Source organism: Corynebacterium tuberculostearicum (assembly GCF_030229345.1).
GTDB lineage: Bacteria > Actinomycetota > Actinomycetes > Mycobacteriales > Mycobacteriaceae > Corynebacterium > Corynebacterium tuberculostearicum_G.
In genome coordinates this window covers 98779-116876 of the sequence record NZ_JASPGP010000010.1, presented here as the reverse complement: position 1 = coordinate 116876, position 18098 = coordinate 98779, and the positions used below count along the sequence as shown (strand labels likewise).

17 protein-coding genes are annotated in these 18098 nt (G+C 59.1%); 10 read left to right on the top strand and 7 right to left on the bottom strand.

What is annotated here, in order from left to right:
• Positions 1–138: 138 nt before the first annotated feature.
• The 4 genes from QP884_RS08355 to ychF all read right to left on the bottom strand — a co-directional run bounded on the left by QP884_RS08355 (position 139) and on the right by ychF (position 4469).
• Positions 139–1068 (bottom strand): PRC and DUF2382 domain-containing protein, encoded by a 930-nt coding sequence (locus QP884_RS08355; RefSeq protein ID WP_284821682.1) that lies wholly within the window; start codon positions 1066–1068, stop codon positions 139–141.
• Positions 1069–1582: 514 nt separating this feature from the next.
• Positions 1583–2494, bottom strand: coding sequence for a cation diffusion facilitator family transporter (locus QP884_RS08350; protein WP_284821681.1), 912 nt, complete (start codon positions 2492–2494; stop codon positions 1583–1585).
• A 227-nt stretch (positions 2495–2721) separates the two neighbouring features.
• Positions 2722–3255, bottom strand: a complete 534-nt coding sequence (locus tag QP884_RS08345) for a type 1 glutamine amidotransferase domain-containing protein (protein ID WP_284821680.1) — start codon at positions 3253–3255, stop codon at positions 2722–2724.
• 128 nt (positions 3256–3383) lie between these two features.
• Entirely contained in the window at positions 3384–4469 is a 1086-nt protein-coding gene (gene ychF / locus QP884_RS08340; RefSeq protein ID WP_284821679.1) for a redox-regulated ATPase YchF, read from the bottom strand.
• Positions 4470–4516: 47 nt separating this feature from the next.
• Between ychF and QP884_RS08335 the strand changes: the two genes are divergently transcribed.
• The 3 genes from QP884_RS08335 (at position 4517) to QP884_RS08325 (ending at position 7959) form a co-directional block, all read left to right on the top strand.
• On the top strand, positions 4517–5986 hold the full coding sequence (locus tag QP884_RS08335; protein WP_284821678.1) for an AI-2E family transporter: 1470 nt from the start codon (positions 4517–4519) through the stop codon (positions 5984–5986).
• A gap of 36 nt (positions 5987–6022) precedes the next feature.
• The gene (locus QP884_RS08330; protein ID WP_239228024.1) at positions 6023–7093 is read left to right on the top strand and encodes a DNA recombination protein RmuC; all 1071 of its coding nucleotides are present in this window, start codon (positions 6023–6025) and stop codon (positions 7091–7093) included.
• 62 nt (positions 7094–7155) lie between these two features.
• A complete protein-coding gene (locus tag QP884_RS08325; protein WP_284821677.1) occupies positions 7156–7959 on the top strand; it encodes a DUF6542 domain-containing protein in 804 nt (267 codons plus the stop codon).
• 65 nt (positions 7960–8024) lie between these two features.
• On the opposite strand, the gene QP884_RS08320 is transcribed toward QP884_RS08325, so the two are convergent.
• Positions 8025–8975 carry a 4-hydroxy-3-methylbut-2-enyl diphosphate reductase gene (locus QP884_RS08320; RefSeq protein ID WP_284597196.1) on the bottom strand — a complete coding sequence of 317 codons (951 nt, stop codon included), beginning with the start codon at positions 8973–8975 and terminating at the stop codon, positions 8025–8027.
• Positions 8976–9116: 141 nt separating this feature from the next.
• Between QP884_RS08320 and xseA the strand changes: the two genes are divergently transcribed.
• Genes xseA through QP884_RS08305 form a run of 3 tightly spaced genes read left to right on the top strand, consistent with a single transcriptional unit; the run spans position 9117 to position 11017 of the window.
• Positions 9117–10358, top strand: coding sequence for an exodeoxyribonuclease VII large subunit (xseA, locus tag QP884_RS08315; protein WP_284821676.1), 1242 nt, complete (start codon positions 9117–9119; stop codon positions 10356–10358).
• A 21-nt stretch (positions 10359–10379) separates the two neighbouring features.
• Positions 10380–10649: an exodeoxyribonuclease VII small subunit gene (locus tag QP884_RS08310; RefSeq protein ID WP_005323588.1), complete on the top strand. Its 270-nt coding sequence runs from the start codon at positions 10380–10382 to the stop codon at positions 10647–10649.
• Positions 10649–11017 (top strand): hypothetical protein, encoded by a 369-nt coding sequence (locus QP884_RS08305; protein ID WP_284821675.1) that lies wholly within the window; start codon positions 10649–10651, stop codon positions 11015–11017. The genes QP884_RS08310 and QP884_RS08305 overlap by 1 nt, the downstream gene beginning before the upstream one ends.
• Here QP884_RS08305 and QP884_RS08300 read toward each other — a convergent pair.
• A complete protein-coding gene (locus tag QP884_RS08300) occupies positions 11001–11570 on the bottom strand; it encodes a DUF4245 domain-containing protein (protein ID WP_049378465.1) in 570 nt (189 codons plus the stop codon). The genes QP884_RS08305 and QP884_RS08300 overlap by 17 nt on opposite strands.
• Before the next feature lie 188 nt (positions 11571–11758).
• On the opposite strand from QP884_RS08300, the gene glpX reads away from it, so the two are divergent.
• The 4 genes from glpX to QP884_RS08280 all read left to right on the top strand — a co-directional run bounded on the left by glpX (position 11759) and on the right by QP884_RS08280 (position 16617).
• On the top strand, positions 11759–12772 hold the full coding sequence (gene glpX, locus QP884_RS08295; protein WP_284821674.1) for a class II fructose-bisphosphatase: 1014 nt from the start codon (positions 11759–11761) through the stop codon (positions 12770–12772).
• An 85-nt stretch (positions 12773–12857) separates the two neighbouring features.
• Positions 12858–14258 carry a class II fumarate hydratase gene (locus tag QP884_RS08290; RefSeq protein WP_284821673.1) on the top strand — a complete coding sequence of 467 codons (1401 nt, stop codon included), beginning with the start codon at positions 12858–12860 and terminating at the stop codon, positions 14256–14258.
• Between the two features lie 173 nt (positions 14259–14431).
• Positions 14432–15055, top strand: coding sequence for a TetR/AcrR family transcriptional regulator (locus tag QP884_RS08285; RefSeq protein ID WP_284821672.1), 624 nt, complete (start codon positions 14432–14434; stop codon positions 15053–15055).
• Positions 15049–16617: an MDR family MFS transporter gene (locus QP884_RS08280; RefSeq protein ID WP_284821671.1), complete on the top strand. Its 1569-nt coding sequence runs from the start codon at positions 15049–15051 to the stop codon at positions 16615–16617. The genes QP884_RS08285 and QP884_RS08280 overlap by 7 nt, the downstream gene beginning before the upstream one ends.
• A 303-nt stretch (positions 16618–16920) precedes the next feature.
• On the opposite strand, the gene QP884_RS08275 is transcribed toward QP884_RS08280, so the two are convergent.
• On the bottom strand, positions 16921–18033 hold the full coding sequence (locus tag QP884_RS08275) for a hypothetical protein (RefSeq protein ID WP_284821670.1): 1113 nt from the start codon (positions 18031–18033) through the stop codon (positions 16921–16923).
• Positions 18034–18098: the final 65 nt, after the last annotated feature.

Here is an 18098-nt window from a genome sequence, read left to right as displayed (position 1 = left end):
AATGAAACGGGCCGACAACCCCAGACACAACAACACCCTCCTAAGGGAAAGTGTTGCAACGACCCTCTGAACTCAAGCTAAATAAGGCAAAAAGAAACGCCCGCGAGGTAATCCTTGCGGGCGTTTAGCTATGCGCTTTTACTTCTTGAGGCCGTCAACACCATCGGTGTCGATCTGCTCCTTGCGCAGCTCCTCGGTGTGAGTCTCGGTGTCGCGAACGGTGTCCTTCTTCAGGTTGATCTTCTCAACCGGAACGGTTTCCTTGTTCACGTTCACGCGCTCCTCGTGCAGGGTGACGGAAGCTTCCTCGGAGTCACCGGAGATGGAGCCGTTGTAGTTCTTGGCATCCTCAGCGTTGATTGGAGTGCGCTCGACGCGAACCTCTTCGCGCTCAACCGGGACCTCAACGCTCTCAGTGTCGGTCACAACGTACTTGCGCAGGCGAGCCTCACCGGTAGCCACGCGCTCCTTGTTGACGTTGAGCTGCTCCTCGGAACGGATGAGCTCGCCATCGTTGTTGGTGCGTGCAGCTGCAGCGTCATCAGCTACGCCAGCCTTGCGCTCGGTAGCAGCGTCGTCGGTGGTGTGGGTGGCTGCCTTCTTCTCGTCAGCGTGTGCACCAGCAACGCCTGCACCTGCAACACCTGCGCCAGCACCAGCAGCGCCAGCACCTGCGGTCAGGTTGTGGTCCTTGTCAGCGCCAGCCTGAACGTCGCGCTTGGAGTCAAGGTTGGAATCCTTGTAGTCGGTAACGTCGTGTGCGTTATCCAGACCGTAGTGCTTGAAGATATCGGACTGTGCCTCAGGGGTCAGCGGCTTATCGGAGTCGAAGTCCGGAGCATCCTTGATACGGTCCTTGGAGAAGCCCAGCTTCAGGTCATCGCCGGAGAAGTCGTGGCCACGCAGCGGAACCAGGCTGGAGTTCATGCCGAACAGGCCGTGGTTAACCTCAACGAAGGTAGGCTGGCCGGACTGGTCATCAACGAATACCTCGTTAACGTCGCCCAGCTTCTCGCCGTCCTTGTCGTATGCGGTTGCGTTAAAGAGGTCCTTAATGTTCTTACCCATTGTCAGTAAATCCTTTCTGCTATTGGTATAGCTATCTTCAACCAAACAAAAGGACATTTTCTCACCCCCACACGTGGAGTGTGGGGGTGAAAATCTCCAATTGATTGCTGTGACAACCACCATACGGAGAATTCAAATTTTTTCGACCGCTAGCGGGAATTTTCCTCGATTTTGTTCACCAAAGCCGAGCTTCATGCAGCTCAGGACGGTTAGTAACAGTTCTATAACATTGGGAAATCTGCACCATAAGTACCCGAACCGCGGGAACCGGATGTCGATTCTCTCGCTCGCAGCGCCTTAGACGCTCCCCTTCACGATCTCCAAATCGTCCATTGTTCACCACACCCCCGAAATGCGGCGACAGCCACCCCACAGGATCCTTTAAAGAGGGTGTATTTTTTCTCCGAGAATCCACAGGCGGCATACAGGACCGTACACCCGAACGGGCCTACACACATATTGGTCTAGTACACATACACCACAGTGATGGGCAGAAAACTTAGAAGATTAAGCCTTAGCGGAATAGGTACGGGCGCCGATTTTCCAGGCCCGCTGGTTCCACATGAATGAACGCACTGCAGCCTGGGTACAGCTCGTCGAGGGCAATTTCCACTGAGTCTGCAACCTCGTGAGAGTGCATGACGCTCCACTCCCCTGGCACCTCCATGGTCAGGTACACCAACCGCTGGCGGCCAGAGGCCACGGTGCGACGATCCGTGAAGTTTACCGAGTGTTCCTGCTCCAGCTGCGCTAGCAGTTGCCGAATATTCTGACGCTCGTCGTCGGGAAGCGCCTCAGAAAGCAGGCTGCTCACCGAATCGCGCAGGAGGCTATAGCCCGTCCACAAGATATTGATGCCCACTGCCAGCGCCACTACGGGATCCAGCCACCACCAGCCAGTAAGGAATACGGCGGCGATGCCTATAAGGACGCCAACGGAAGTCCAGACGTCGGTAAGCAAATGGTGCCCATCCGCATCCAAGGTGGCGGAACGGTAGCGCTTACCCGCACGGATGAGCGCAATGCCCACCACGCCGTTGAGCACGGAAGAAAGCGTGGACAACGCCAAGCCCCAGCCTGGCTCTTCAATCGGCTGCGGAACAAAGAAGCGTTGGATCGACGTGTAAATGATCATGCCGGCCGCAATAAGAATCATTGCCCCCTCCACCAAGGCGGAGACATACTCGGCCTTGCCGTGGCCAAACTGGTGGTTATCGTCGGCCGGCTTAGCGGCAATCCGGAGTGCATAAAAGCCGGCGACGGCCGCAACTAAGTTCACGATGGATTCGAGGGCATCGGACAGGAAACCCACCGAGCCGGTAAACCACGCGGCCAAGGACTTGAGGATGATGGTGGCCACGGCGGCGGCGATGGACAGCTGCATGAAGCGCTCAAGAATCCGCTGCTCTGAGCCAATAGAGGACATAGTCACCTCTCCCTTCGGTGCGGTTGCGGACCGAAGGTCTCGTTCACGGCCGCGGGCACTGCGGGCGCTGGCTGGCCGGGCTACACGCCAGTATGTCGACCAGTCATCTCGGAGCTAACCGAGGGAACTACTCCCCTTCAGGAAAACCTAACTCTATCGGGCATGCGACACCGGCGCAAGATCGAAAAAAGCCACGGGAAACTCCCGTGGCTTACATTCGCGGAACTTTAGTGCTGTCCCTCTGCAAACTCTTCTACCAGCTTGGCGTTAAAGGCTGGCAGGTCATCTGGAGTGCGGGAAGAGACCAAGCCCTGGTCGCAGTGAACTTCCTCATCTACCCAGGTAGCGCCTGCATTGCGCAGGTCGGTCTGCAGGGAAGGGAAGGAAGTCAGGGTGCGTCCCTTGAGGGCCTCAGCATCAGCCAGGATCCAAGCGCCGTGGCAAATAGCGCCAAGCGGCAGATCCTTGCTCATGTGGTTGCGCACGATTTCCACTGCGGCCTTGTCCAAGCGGATGAGGTCGGCGTTGTCGGTACCGCCAGGCAGAATAATGCCGTCGAAAGACTCGCCAGTGGAGTCAGCGGTAGCGGCGTCCACGGAAATCTCCGTACCCTTCTTGCCGGTGATGGTCCCGGCCTTTGGGGCGAGGACACGCACGGTAGCGCCAGCGTTCTTCACGGCCTCCAGCGGGGAGGTCAGCTCAGAGTCTTCGAAGCCATCGGTAGCGATAATGGCAATGGTCTTGTTATCTAGTTCAGCCATGTTGCGGCCTCCTTTGTTCGGGTACGCCGCCCACAGTAACGCGGAAGGTTCGCCTTCGCTACCTTCTCTTGCGCGCGAGTGGGCGGCGCCTTCTCCTTCTGACAAAGGGCCAGTTCAAAGGGGTGGGATTAGCCGCCGATCTTAAAGTCGCACACATCGCCGTCCTGCATGATGTAGTCCTTGCCCTCTTGGCGGACCTTGCCATGCGCACGAGCCTCGGCCATGGAGCCGGCGGCTACAAGGTCATCGAAGGAAACGATCTCGGCCTTAATGAACTTCTTTTCAAAGTCGGTGTGGATGACTCCAGCGGCCTGCGGTGCGGCAGAGCCCTGTTTAATAGTCCACGCACGGGCCTCCTTCTCACCGGCGGTGAGGTAGGTCTGCAGACCCAGGGTGGCAAAACCTGCCTTAGCCAGGGTGGCTAGGCCCGGCTCATCTTGGCCTACGGCCTCGAGCAACTCACGGGCTTCGTCTTCTTCCAGCTCAAGCAGCTCGGTTTCCGTCTGCGCATCGAGGAATACGGCCTCGGCCGGGGCGACGAGCTGGCGGAGTTCTTCCTTCTTAGCGTCGTCGGTAAGCACTGCTTCGTCCGAGTTAAAGACATAGAGGAAAGGCTTAGTCGTCATCAGGTGCAGATCGCGCACGAGGGCGAGGTCAATCTCGCCCTCCTTCGCGGCGGCGAAGAGGGTGCGATCATCTTCCAGAATCTCCTGGGCCTTCTTGGTTGCTTCTACCTCGGCGGCCAAGTCCTTATTCTTGCGCGCATCCTTTTCCAGGCGAGGCAGGGCCTTTTCGATGGTCTGGAGGTCCGCAAGAATGAGCTCGGTATTAATAACGGAGATATCGTTGCGCGGGTCCACCTTGCCATCGACGTGAATGACATTGTCATCAGAGAAGGCGCGTACTACCTGGCAAATGGCGTCTGCCTCGCGGATATTAGCTAGGAACGCGTTGCCCATACCTTCACCCTGCGAAGCGCCGGAGACGATGCCGGCGATGTCCACGAAGGACACGGTGGCAGGAAGGATGCGCTCAGAGTTAAACATCTCCGCCAGTTGGGTCAAGCGGGAATCCGGCAGCTCCACCAGGCCCACATTGGGCTCGATGGTGGCAAACGGGTAGTTCGCCGCCAGGATCTCGGAACGGGTCAGGGCATTAAACAAAGTGGACTTGCCCACATTGGGCAGGCCGACGATTCCTAGTGTAAGACTCACGGGGCCAATCCTAACGCACCCGCCTTCTTTTAAGGCAAGATGGTGGGGTGAATTCTGATAACCAACCGCTGCCCGATAACCCCCAAGCGGGCCTGGGCGATAAGTTTGATGAAAGCTTCGACACCAGCAAGCTGGAGGATGTATCCCCACATCCACCAGGCGATCAGGTAGACCGCTCCGTCATCGCCGGCGAGGTGGTTAAGGCCGCTTCCCTATGGGCCGTTCGCCTGCTCATCATCTGCGTATTCCTCTACGCCCTCTACCGTTTGCTGGGTAACTTCTGGCAGGGGCTTTTGCCAGTTCTTTTGGCCCTTATTATCTGCACCGTTCTGGCACCGGTGGCTAAAAAGCTGCGCAATATTGGCCTTCCCGCCGCGTTGGCGGCCGCCGTAACCATTTTGGTTTCTTTCACGGCTGTTGGCGGCCTCATTGCTTTTGTTGCCCCAGATTTCATGCGGCAATCCCGGTCGCTGTATCTGCAGACGGTCTCCGGCATCCAAAGCCTGCAGCTCTGGGCCCAGGGCCCACCGCTTAACCTCGATAGCGATGACATGAGTAGCTACATCGACGAGGCGGCGTCCTGGCTGCAGCAACGCGCCGGTGCCATCGCCGGATCGGTCTTTACCGGCATCGGCACCGCCACCTCCATTTTGGTCACGCTCTTCATCGTGTTGGTGCTGACCTTCTTCTTCCTGAAGGACGGCGCTAAGTTCCTTCCCTGGCTGCGCGATGCCACGGGCAAGCGCGCCGGCTGGCATCTGACGGAGCTGCTTACTCGCGCCTGGAATACGCTGGGCGGCTTCATTCGCGCGCAGGCAGTGGTTTCGCTTGTCGACGCCGTCTTTATCGGCGTCGGCCTCGCCCTTATCGGCGTTCCGCTGGCCATGGCTTTGGCGATCATCACCTTTATCGCGGGCTTCATCCCCTTCGTCGGCGCGATCGTAGCCGGCGCCCTCTCCGTCACCATCGCGTTGGTCTCCCTTGGCGTAACCAAGGCTCTTCTCGTCCTCGGCTTGGTGTTGCTGGTCCAGCAGTTGGAAGGCAATGTTCTCTCGCCCTGGCTGCAGTCCAAGGCCATGGACCTGCACCCGGTCATCGTCCTGGTTTCCGTCACGGTAGGCTCAGCTCTCTTTGGCCTGATAGGTGGCTTCCTCGCGGTTCCGGCGGCCGCTATGTTTGCGGTGGCCTACCGCTACGGCCAAGACATGATGAAGCTGCAGTCGGGCGAAAAGACCGCCGCTGATCTGGACTTTTCTACCGTGGCTGGTTATCTCATCGGCCGCTACACCGAAGACCAAGGGCGCTATAAGCGCGAGGCATGGCTCAAGATGCCGGACTATGCAGCCCCAGAAGGCGCGTTTGCCGACGTCTCCGCGGACGGCGATTCCAATTCCCTCGACGCCGCCCTCAATGTGGAATCCACCCCCAAGGAGCATGACAAGCCCGGCATGCGCGCAAACCTGCGCCGCGCCCGCGACGCCTTCGAAGGCCTTTTGAACGGAGATTCGAAAAAATAATGGGTCGTGTCGGCGGCGCGTGCCATGCTGGAAGTCATGACTTCCACTTTGCCCGTGCTGCTACTTTTTATCGGCCTCATCCTCGGCGCGGTAATGGGCTGGCTGGCCCATTCTTACTCCGCTACGCGCTCCGCGCCGAGCGCCGAGCACCGCGCGCTACAAGACTCGCAGCGCCGCCAAGCCGAACTCCAACCGCTAGAAAAGGCCATGGACCGCTTGGGATTTCAGCTCCAAGAAATTGAGGAGGACCGCACCGCGCTGCTCGCCTCCCTCTCCAGCCAGGTGCAGGCGGTGACCCGCACCTCCTCCCGCCTGACCGAACGCACCGACAAACTAGTAACCGCTTTGCGCTCGCCCAATGTGCGTGGCCGTTGGGGCGAGGTGCAATTAGAGCGCGTGGTGGAGCTAGGCGGTATGACCAAACACGTGGACTTTGATTGCCAGGTCTCCGCCCCATTAGGCGGACGCATCGTCCGCCCTGACATGCTCATCAATTTGGCCGGTGGCCGCCACATCATCGTCGATGCCAAGGTTCCTTTTACCTCTTACCTTGACGCCCTAGAAACCGATGACCCAGAAGAGCACGCCGGCTTCCTCCGCCGCCACGCGCACCTCATGCGCGGCCACGTCCAAGCACTATCGCAGAAGGACTATATTGAGGCGTTTCAACCAACGCCCGAGTTCGTCATCCTCTTCGTTCCCGCAGACCCCTTCCTTGATGCCGCACTATCGGTGGATCCAGAACTAATCGAGTATGCCTTTGAACGCAATGTAGTCATCGCCACCCCCAGCTCACTTTTTGCCCTCCTGCGCACGGTGGCCATGGGGTGGCACCAGGAAGACATTTCCGCCAAGGCTAAGGAGGTCCAGCGCTTAGGGCGCGAACTGTATACGCGCCTGAATACGCTTTCTGATCACTACAGCAAGGTGGGCCATAACCTGGAGAAAGCAGTCGAGGCTTATAACGCCACGCTTTCTTCGCTTGATTCCCGCGTGGGCGTGACCGCCCGCAAATTGCATGAGATGGATATCCCCGGCCGCACGGATCGCACCCCGCGGGAGCCCTTGCCTATTGATACCTGGCCGCGCGGGAATTCGGCACTATAAATCCGCCGCTTTCGTGCGTGGAAATAGCCATGGGCCGGCGGCAACCGGTAGGATCTTCCGACGTGTCACAAGCCAAGCAAAGAAAGTCCTCCACCGCCCAAAGCTCCGGTCTCCCCAGCATCACGCTGGGCAAGGGCCTTGGGCTGCTCGCGGCACTCTTGCTCACGGGCGCGTTGATTTCCATCCTGATGGGTTCCATCGGGTGGGCTTACCTCGCGTTCCTTGTCATCGGCTCGCTGCTGGTGGCGCTCATCGTAGAAGAACGCGGCCTCTTCCTCACCGTGGCTTCTATCCCCATTGTGTATGCCATAACGGTGGGCGTGGCCGGTTTCTTTATCACCAAGGCCAACTTGCCAGACGGCGCATCGGCGTTTTCCAAGACGGCGATCGTCACCGCGGCGTTCCCCCTTGTCCAGAGGTTCCTGTGGCTCCTCATTGCCTTCGTGGGTGCGGCAATCATCGCCTGGCTGCGCTGGGCACGCTATCGCAAGACGGCCAAGCGCACCGCCGAAATGGAAACCGCTTCCCGCCGTGCCGACGCCGAACAAGACCGCCGCAACCGCGAGGAACGCCTATCGGTTGCAGACTTGATGGCGCGCGATAAACCGGCAAAGAACTCCAAGCAGTCTCAAGCCGCTCCGCAGCGCGCCCGCGCCTCGCACACGTTAAAGAAGTCACGCCCCGCGCCCAAGGATCGCCTGCGTGGGCGCGACCGTGAAGAGCGCCGCCGAATGCAACAAGAGGAACGCGACAATCCGCTGCGCCCGGATCCAGCCCGGCGCGCTGGCGATTCCGTCCCGGCGTCTCAGCAGGAGAAGGAACAGCCCAAGCAAGGTTGGGACGATAACCTCTACGACGAGGATTAAAGCACAAAGAAAGGCCCGTTTCCGGGCCTTTCTTTCGTTTTAACTGCCGTATAGGCAAACGCTACTTAGGTGCGTGCTGGGCGCAGGTCGCGCGGTAGGGCGAAGGTAATCGTCTCAGTAGAGGTAGTTACCTGCTCTACGTCGCTATAACCGCGTTCGTCCAGGAACTCCAGCACTTCGCGTACCAGCAACTCAGGTACCGAAGCACCACAGGTTACGCCGACGGTCTGGACGCCTTCCAGCCAGGCTTCGTCGATTTCCTTGGCAAAATCAACGAGGTGGGAAGCCTTGGCGCCTGCCTCCAGCGCCACCTCAACCAAGCGCACCGAGTTGGAGGAGTTCTTAGAGCCCACCACAATCATCAGGTCGCACTGTGGCGCAATGGCCTTGACGGATTCTTGGCGGTTTTGGGTGGCGTAGCAAATATCGTCTGAAGGCGGGTTCTCCAGGTGTGGGAAGCGCTCGCGCAGCTTATTGACAATGGTGATGGTCTCATCCACCGATAGCGTGGTCTGGGACAGCCAAATAAGCTTCTCATCCTGCAAGAAATCTGGCAGCTTGGCGACGCCCTCGACGCCGTCCACGAGGTGGGTGACCTCTGGTGCTTCGCCTGCGGTGCCTTCCACTTCTTCGTGGCCTTCGTGGCCAACCAAGAGAATGTGGTAACCATCGCGCTGGAAGCGCTGGGCTTCCTTGTGCACCTTGGTCACCAATGGGCAGGTGGCGTCTAGAGTAAGCTGCTTGCGCTGCGTTGCCTCTGCGCGCACGGCTGGGGAAATACCGTGGGCGGAGAAGACTAGGTGGGCGCCTTCTGGGGCCTCAGAGGCCTCGTCGACGAAGATGACGCCGCGTTCTGCCAGAGACTCTACGACGTAACGGTTGTGCACGATTTGTTTGCGTACATAAATGGGCGCGCCGTACTTTTCCAGCGCCTTTTCTACGGTCTCAACCGCGCGGTCCACGCCTGCGCAGTATCCGCGCGGGGCCGCGAGGAGAACATTTTTACCATCAGTCATGGCTCCCAGAGTATCGAAACACTACGCAAAAAAATAGTGAGGCCTAACGTCACCTTTCTGGCTACCCCGAGCGGGACAATCAACTGCGCTGGCCCCTAAACTAGACGGAAGAACACGGCAGACTGAAGAAAGGGAGGCTGTGTGAATCAACCGGCAAATACACCGGATACTCCCTGGCCCGTTGGCAAGGTCAATGACCAAGTCAAGGGCTGGATCGAGCGCCTGGGTTACCTGTGGGTAGAGGGTCAGTTGACCCAAATTAACTTCAAGCCCACCTGGAAGCTGTCCTACCTCACGCTGCGTGACGTACAACAGGAAAAGTCCGTGCAGTTAACCTGCCCATCATCGATGCTGCAGTCATTATCGGCGCCGCTAAAAGACGGCGACCGCGTAATTGTCCATGGCAAGCCAGCCTTTTACGCGGGACGCGGTTCCTTTTCACTGTGGACCACCGAAATTCGTCATGTAGGCATTGGCGATCTGCTTGCTCGCATTGAAAAGCTGCGCCAACAGCTGGCTACTGAAGGCCTTTTCGATCCCGCACGCAAGCGGCCCCTCCCCTACCTGCCACACAAAATTGGGCTGATTACCGGCCGCGGCTCGGCTGCAGAGCGGGATGTGATGGCGGTAGCCCATGACCGCTGGCCAGCGGTGCAGTTCCGCGTCCTCAATACCGCGGTCCAGGGTGCGAATACCGTACCTGAGGTTATTGATGCGCTCCAGCAGCTTGATGCGGATCCTGAAGTCGACGTCATCATCATCGCCCGTGGCGGCGGCTCCGTCGAAGATCTGCTTCCCTTCTCAGAAGAAGCACTGCAACGCGCAGTGGCTGCGGCCGGCACCCCGGTAGTCTCTGCCATTGGCCACGAGCCGGATAGCCCAGTGCTCGATAACGTCGCCGACCTGCGCGCCGCCACGCCTACCGACGCCGCCAAGCGCGTCGTGCCCTCTGTGGCCGAGGAACGCGCCATAATCGCAGAAGCTCACTCTCGCATGGCGGCCGCGCTGCGCGGCTGGGTGGAAAGGGAACGGCGCGGCCTCGACAATATTCGTTCCCGGCCTGTCATGGCGGACCCAATGACCCCCATCCGTGCGCGCCGCGAAGAGGTGGAGCGCACCCGCGCCACCATGCGGCGAGAAATTGAAGTCATGGTGGAGCGAGAAACCCGCCACGTGGAATCGCTGCGCGCCCGCGTTTCGGCCTTGGGCCCGTCGGCGACTCTCGCCCGCGGATACTCCATTGTCCAGGTAGTGCCCAAGGACGGTTCCGGGCCCGAGGTTGTCACCTCTTATAAGCAATCCCCGCCCGGCGCTCAACTGCGCATTCGCGTGGGCGATGGATCTATTACCGCAGTTTCTATGGCCTCCCAGGCCGCCGATTAATCACCAGACGAGGAGAAAATCATGTCCGATGACACCATTGGTACCGGCCAGCCAGGCCAGGATGCTTTTACCCCAGTAGAAGAATTGAGCTATGAGCAAGCCCGCGATGAGCTCATTGAAACCGTTAAGATTCTCGAGCTCGGACAAATGGGCTTGGATGAGTCGCTGAAGTACTGGGAGCGCGGCGAGGCCCTTGCCCGTGCGTGCGAGGCGCACCTCGACGGCGCGGCGAAGCGTGTGGAAGACGCGCTCGACAAGGCCGAAGAAGCAGACGCTGAAGGAGACGAGTAGTGCAGATCTATGGTTATCCAGGCGAGCGCGTGGACTTTGTATCGAAATCCGCGGCCGCCGGTTCCATCATGGCGGGAGACTCCCGAGAATTCGTAGAAGAATTCTTCGGCCCTGCACACACCCGCGACGATAATGAGGTGAGCTACTTCTCCCAATCCGTGGTGCTGCGCTTTACGGACGACAAAGTACGCGAGATTGCCATTTATCCGCAGCGCTCGCAGCGCGAGCGCATCGATGTCTTTGCAGGAAAAACACGCCTCAGCGGCCTAGACTCGCAGGCCCTAGCTGAAGTTATAGCCCAGGCCCGCGACGGACTTAGCGCCACCGCCGCGGAAGAAGGCTTGGGCGAGGTTATTTTTCGGCTATAGGTGCGGCGTCGATAAACGCAGCGGTAGCAGCCTCAAAGTCACTGTCGTCCGCGGCGCCGGAGATGATGAGGCGGGCATCGCCCAAATCCGTAACCCAGAGGCGGCGCACGGAATCATCGTCGCTTTCTAGCACCCGCACTTGGTGCCCCTTGACCTCGCGAGCGGATTCAATGCCGCGGTAGTTGGCGTCGTACGTCTCGCCTGCCTTATCGGCCGCGACCTGCGTTTGTGTAGACTCCACAAACCCTTGGTCAGCGGTCACCCAGCTGACCACGGTGGCGTTCTCGCCGCCCATATCTACGCGGCGGGCAGCATTGGCCTCCCAGCCCTCCGGCATTTCGGGATTGCGAATAGCACCGACCCCTGCGCGAGCCTGGGTGTCTAGGAAGGTTTGTTCATCCACTTCCTGCACCGCTCCCTGCTGGGTTTCGGAGTTAATTGAGCACAGGCCGGTCGCTCCCACGGCGAGCAGCATCATAATCACCACGACGGCGAGAGACAGGGAAATATCCTTCGCGCCTTCAAAAATCTTTGGTCTTTCTTCTGCAGCCACGCGCCTTAGTATCGCACGGCCTGCTTTCAAAAAGCCACACGGCCCCTTTTGCTCCGAAAGATCTGTCAATCCCCCACAAATGGGGCGCAAAATCGAACCCATTAGAGCAAAAAAGTGCGAGAATGGAAAGGTAGAGCATCAAGGGGAACACCCCTCGATGAGAAAACTATGGAAGGCAACCACTACACATGTCCGAAAATACGTCTTATCTTCCTGACCGCAACCTGGCAATGGAACTGGTTCGTGTCACCGAGGCAGCAGCACTCGCTTCCGGCCGTTGGGTAGGCCGCGGCCAGAAGAATGAGGGCGATGGCGCGGCGGTCGACGCCATGCGCAAGCTCATCAATTCCGTAGCGATGAACGGCGTCGTTGTCATTGGTGAGGGCGAAAAGGATGAGGCCCCCATGCTCTTTAACGGCGAAGAGGTAGGCACCGGCGAGGGTGCCGCGATGGATATCGCCGTAGACCCGGTCGACGGTACCCGCTTGATGGCGGAAGGCCGCCCGAACGCCATCTCCGTCATTGCGGCTGCCGAACGCGGGACCATGTATGACCCTTCCGCAGTCTTCTACATGGAAAAGATTGCCGTTGGCCCCGAGGCAGTTGGCGCTATCGACATCAACGAGTCCGTGGAATGGAATATCCAGTCCGTAGCAAAGGCGAAGAATATTCGCCCCACCGATCTGACCGTGGTGGTTCTTGACCGTCCCCGCCACGAACAGCTCATCTCTGAAATTCGCGCCGCAGGCGCCAAGGTCCGCCTCATCATGGATGGTGACGTAGCCGGCGCTATCGCTACCTGCCAGGATTCGAACTCCATCGACATGATGATGGGCATCGGCGGCACCCCAGAGGGCATCATCACCGCCTGCGCTATGCGCTGCATGGGCGGCGAAATCCAGGGCAAGCTGTGGCCGAAGGATGAAGAGGAAGCAGAAAAGGCCCGCGCCGCCGGCCATGATTTGGACCGCGTCCTTACCACCACTGACCTGGTCTCCTCTGAAAACTGCTACTTCGCTGCCACCGGCGTGACCAATGGTGACATGTTGCGCGGTGTTTCCTACCGCAATTCCGGTGCTACGACCCGCTCGTTGGTCATGCGCTCCAAGTCCGGCACCATCCGCTACATCGACTCCATCCACAAGCTGTCCAAGCTGCAGGAGTATTCCGTCGTGGACTACGACACGCCAACCAAGAAGTAGGGTTCACCCCCAAAGGCGGCCCTTCTTTTGGTTCTCCGCCATACTGGAAAGCACACACTACCCAATTAACTGAGGTGATCTTCACATGACTGAATACCGCATTGAACATGACACCATGGGCGAAGTTAAGGTTCCTGCAGATGCCCTGTGGCGTGCACAGACTCAGCGCGCAGTGGACAACTTCCCTATCTCCGGCCGTGGCCTGGAAAATGCGCAGATTCGCGCCCTTGGCCTGCTCAAGGCAGCTTGCGCTCAGGTAAATAAGGATTCCGGCAAGCTGGATGCGGAAAAGGCCGATGCCATCATTGCTGCCGCCACCGAAATCGCCGAGGGCAAGCATAACGACGCCTTCCCAATCGACGTATTCCAGACCGGCTCCGGTACCTCGTCCAATATGAATACCAATGAGGTTATTGCCTCCTTGGCACATAACAATGGCGTGGAAATTCACCCGAATGACCACGTGAACATGGGCCAGTCCTCTAATGACACCTTCCCCACCGCTACGCACGTAGCCGCTACGGAAGCTGCCGTTAATGACCTCATCCCGGGCCTGAAGGTTCTCCACGAGTCCTTGACCAAGAAGGCCAAGGAATTCGCCGATGTGGTCAAGGCCGGCCGCACTCACCTGATGGATGCCACCCCGGTTACCCTGGGCCAGGAATTCGGCGGCTACGCCCGCCAGATCGAGCTGGGCATCGAACGCATTGAGGCCACCTTGCCGCGCTTGGGCGAGCTGGCCATCGGCGGCACCGCCACCGGTACCGGCCTGAATACCTCCGCTGACTTCGGCGCCAAGGTCACCGAGGAGCTGAAGAAGCTTACCGGCGTGAAGGAACTGAAGGAAGCAGAAAATCACTTCGAGGCACAGGCTGCCCGCGATGGCTTGGTGGAGTTCTCCGGCGCCATGCGTTCGGTTGCTGTATCCCTCAATAAGATTGCCAATGACCTGCGCATGATGGGCTCCGGCCCGCTGACCGGCCTGGCCGAGATTCACCTGAAGGACCTGCAGCCGGGTTCCTCCATCATGCCGGGCAAGGTCAACCCGGTTATCCCTGAGGCCGTCACCATGGTGGCGGGCCAGGTGGTAGGCAACGACGCAGCCGTAGCCTTTGGCGGCGCTCAGGGCCACTTTGAGCTCAACGTCTTCATCCCGATGATGGCGCGCAACGTACTCGAGTCCGCTCGCCTGCTGGCAAATGCTTCCCGCGTCTTCGCCGATAAGTGCATCGATCACATCGAGGCCAACGAGGAGCGCATGAAGCACTTTGCGGAGTCGTCTACCTCCATCGTGACCCCGCTCAACTCTGCCATCGGCTACGAGAACGCAGCTAAGGCGGCAAAGCACGCCCTGCACGAGAAGATCACCGTCCGCCAGGCCGTTATTGACCTGGGATTCGTCGACGGCGAGAACCTCACCGAGGAGGAGCTGGATAAGCGCCTCAACGTGCTGAGCATGACTAACCGCGACCGCGATAACTTCTAAGTAATCGCCGCACCGCCACCCCGCCCAGGCAGGACTCGGGCGGGGTTTTCGCATGCCTGGGGTAAGGGGCGTCGGCAAGCGCTATGGCATAGCACACATTAGGGAAAACGCACCTCTAAAATCACCACTTTTGCACTTGGTGCAAGTTTGCACCGAGTGTAAAGTTGCATGGCGTGCAAGAAGAATTATCACTACGCGAGCAGAAGCGCCTCGAGACGCGCCTGCGCATTGAGGATGCCGCCACGAAGCTGGTGGATGAACAATCCTTTAGCGCGGTCACGATTGAGAGGATCTGCGAAGTAGCCGGTATTTCTCGGCGCACCTTCTTCAATTACTTCGACTCTAAGGAATCCGCCGTACTAGGTGCTCCAAGCACCGAGTTTACGGAAGAGATGCGGGAATTCTTCCTCACTGAGCCAACGACCAGCATGGTAGGACTCGTCCTCCAGTTGGTCAGGCAGCATATGGAAGGCCACCACATCAACCCGACCATCCGGGACCGCCGCAAGCGCATCTCTAATGATCCTGATGCGGCCGCGGCGGCAATAAGCCGGAAGCGGGCAAAATCCATTGAGCTTATCGACCTCATTGAAGAACGCCTCACCACAGAACCGGAGCTTCGCGTCCTCGATAGCTGCTCCGCAAGCACCGAGGCGATGCTCATCGCCGGCCTCGTCCGCGAGGCACTGTGGCTCGCGATGGCATCCCCCGATGCGGATTGCAGCAAGGACCTCCACGCGCGACTCGATACTTCCCTCACGCTAATAACAGATTTTATGAAAGGAATGCGATGGTAGATACGGCTGCTAAAGCCCCCACGCAGGGCCAATCCCGAGCCGATAACCTCGGGCTTATCTTCTCGGCTTTGATGCTCACCATGCTGATGAGCTCTTTGGGCCAAATGATCTTCTCTTCTGCTCTTCCAACCATCGTTGGTGAGCTCGGCGGCGTCGACCACATGAGCTGGGTCATCTCCGCCTTCCTTGTCACCATGACCATCGCCATGCCTATTTCCGGCAAGCTGGGTGACATGCTGGGCCGCAAGTGGCTCTATATCGGCGGTATCGCCACCTTCGTCGTGGGCTCTACCCTCGGCGGCTTTGCAAACTCCATGACGCTGCTGATCATCGCCCGCGCTGTACAGGGCTTTGGCGCAGGTTTCATGATGATTTCCTCCCAGTCCATCATCGCCGAGGTCACCTCCTCCCGTGAGCGCGGCAAGTTCATGGGCATCATGGGCGGCGTCTTCGGCCTGTCCTCCGTTCTCGGCCCCGTCCTCGGCGGCTGGTTCACCGACGGCCCAGGCTGGCGCTGGGGCATGTGGATGAACATCCCGCTGGGTATCCTCGCCATTATCGTGTGCACCCTCGTGCTGCACCTGCGCGTGGGTGATGCCGATATGAAGCGCTTTGACTGGCTTGGTGCTACCTTCATCGCCATCACCACCGCCTCCCTTATCCTCATGACCACCTGGGGCGGCACCGAGTACGAGTGGGGCTCTTCCATGATCCTCAGCTTGGGTGCCATCACCATCATCGGCGCCATCATCACCGTCCTGGTAGAGCTGCGCGCTAAAGAACCGCTCATCCCGGTTCGCCTATTCAAGAACCGCAACATGGCCCTGACCACCCTCTCCGGCGTGGTACTTGGCCTGGCAATGTTCGGCGTTCTGGGTTATATGCCAACCTACCTGCAGATGGTGCACACCCTGACCCCAACCAAGGCGGGTCTCATGATGATCCCGATGATGGTGGGCCTTATCGGCACCTCCACTGGCGTGGGCTTTATCATCGCCCGCACCGGCCACTACAAGGTCTACCCCATCATCGGCCTGGCGGTTACCGCCGGCGCCCTGTTCTGGATGTCCCACCTCTCCGTGGAGACTTCTCTGACGCAGCTGGGCTGCGAATTCCTAGTCTTCGGTATCGGTCTGGGCATGGTTATCCAGGTCCTCGTGCTCATCGTCCAGAACTCCTTCCCGCTGTCCCAGGTGGGTACGGCTACCGCGGCGAATAACTTCTTCCGCCAGATCGGCTCCGCACTGGGTGCGTCCCTGGTTGGCTCCATGTTCATCCACAATATGAAGGATGAGATGGCCACCCGCTTGCCAGAGGCTTTCCAGAAGATGGGACCGGAGGGTGCCGCCTACGCGGAGAAGTTCGGCGACGCCAATGGCGGTGCCAATAGCCTCACCCCGGATTTGGTTGCGTCCTTCCCCAAGCCCATCGAGGAAGCAATCCTCAACTCCTACAATGACGGACTGACCCCGGTCATCGCCCTCATGGTTCCGCTGGTTATCGTCGCCCTCATCCTCCTCCTGCCACTGCGCGAGGAGCGACTGAAGGAAACGATTGACTAATATCACCTTCACCTGCAGAAATACAGGCCACTAGCCAGGAGCTGCACGCCCTGCGCGATGCACTCCCGCTTGCCGACGCCCCCATAGAATCCGCCCTTGGATATGCCCCGGCGCCCTCCAAGCGGCGTTGCAAATCCAGGCCGGCCCCATCGAGGTGTGGCGCAAGCCCGCGCGCACGGTACTCCAATCCCGCGCTTTAGCCGCTTGAGCGATGACATGCGCTCACAGGCCCAGCGTTGGTTTGGTTCCTGGGACGTTCCTGCAGTGTAGCACCCAAAATGCCCCGCCCTAGGCGGGGCTTTTTTATTGCCAGAACCCCATCTGCCGCAGTACTTGTGCCCCAATTCCCAAAACGGCAACGATGGCGGCGATGATACCAATTGCCGCGCCGGCGCTTGACCCGCCGGTAACGCCGCTTATAGCCGGCTTCTTGGTGACCTTTACCGTCTGGCTGGTCGCTTCTCCGGCCGGGCGGGTTTCACCGCCACGCAAAAGGTACGGCGTAATGCTCACCTCGGCCGTGCCTTGCTGCAATGCTTCGTAGGTGCCATCCGGATGCACCGCAAGAACTTCGGGGGCAGACGAGCTTACTATCGCCCCCGGAACTGCCAACCTGGCACCATTCCACCCCGCAATGCTTACGCCGATTTTTCCGGCATCGCCCACATGGGTTCCACCGGTGAAGCGAATATCCGCGTTAGCCAGAGCGGATTCAGGTACCGCAATGGGAAATGCGTGCCGTCCTTCAAAACGTTCTGGCGTTCCCGATACCGCGTGCTCGGAATAGTGACCGGCGGTCGTGCTCCCCACCTGGGCCTGCGCAAAGTAGTGATTTGCTGGGTTGAGCATGTTGTAGAGATGGCCCGCGCCGCCATAAAAGAATCCGTTGGAGCGAATAAGCCCATTCCACTCGCTCTCGGATCCGCCATCAGTAGACCAGCTGGCGATGGCGCTATCCATCGAGGCCGCGGTGAGGTTTTCTGCGGAAAAAGCGCCAGATTTCACTGTCCACGCCTCCGCACCGCCCGCACGATAATGATCAAAGTCGAAATTTTCCTCTGCCGCACGCTGCAGAGCGGTATGCTCCAGCCCCCTGCTCCAAGTCATGCCATTGATATATGCGGTGCGGTCCGGAGCGACGTCGCGAAGCCGGGCACCATCAAACGGAAGATTGACGTCCCACGCCTGCGCGCGCAATTCACGCAACTGACGCATCACTGTATCGATATGGGACTGCAGTTCCGGCGTGGAATACACATAGGCCACACCGCCATCAACCTGGGTGATATCCAATTGGGCTACAGGTACAGAGCCCGCGGATGGATAGGACACAGCTCCCGCAGAAGGGACAGATAGTGCCCCTGCCGTCATAGCCGCAATGGTAGACAAAGCAAGGGCACGAATACGCACAGACATGGAGAAAACCTTAGAGAGAAATGCGGTACGATTACTCCCTTAACTTTATCCCTGTGCGCTGGGAA

What these genes read in the sequence shown, in the direction of transcription:
- QP884_RS08280 (WP_284821671.1), top strand. Translation starts at nt 15,049, where the DNA reads ATGGTAGATACGGCTGCTAAAGCCCCCACGCAGGGCCAATCCCGAGCC.
- QP884_RS08320 (WP_284597196.1), bottom strand. Translation starts at nt 8,975, where the DNA reads ATGACTGATGGTAAAAATGTTCTCCTCGCGGCCCCGCGCGGATACTGC.
- QP884_RS08345 (WP_284821680.1), bottom strand. Translation starts at nt 3,255, where the DNA reads ATGGCTGAACTAGATAACAAGACCATTGCCATTATCGCTACCGATGGC.
- QP884_RS08355 (WP_284821682.1), bottom strand. Translation starts at nt 1,068, where the DNA reads ATGGGTAAGAACATTAAGGACCTCTTTAACGCAACCGCATACGACAAG.
- QP884_RS08275 (WP_284821670.1), bottom strand. Translation starts at nt 18,033, where the DNA reads ATGTCTGTGCGTATTCGTGCCCTTGCTTTGTCTACCATTGCGGCTATG.
- glpX (WP_284821674.1), top strand. Translation starts at nt 11,759, where the DNA reads ATGTCCGAAAATACGTCTTATCTTCCTGACCGCAACCTGGCAATGGAA.
- QP884_RS08290 (WP_284821673.1), top strand. Translation starts at nt 12,858, where the DNA reads ATGACTGAATACCGCATTGAACATGACACCATGGGCGAAGTTAAGGTT.
- QP884_RS08350 (WP_284821681.1), bottom strand. Translation starts at nt 2,494, where the DNA reads ATGTCCTCTATTGGCTCAGAGCAGCGGATTCTTGAGCGCTTCATGCAG.
- QP884_RS08330 (WP_239228024.1), top strand. Translation starts at nt 6,023, where the DNA reads ATGACTTCCACTTTGCCCGTGCTGCTACTTTTTATCGGCCTCATCCTC.
- QP884_RS08310 (WP_005323588.1), top strand. Translation starts at nt 10,380, where the DNA reads ATGTCCGATGACACCATTGGTACCGGCCAGCCAGGCCAGGATGCTTTT.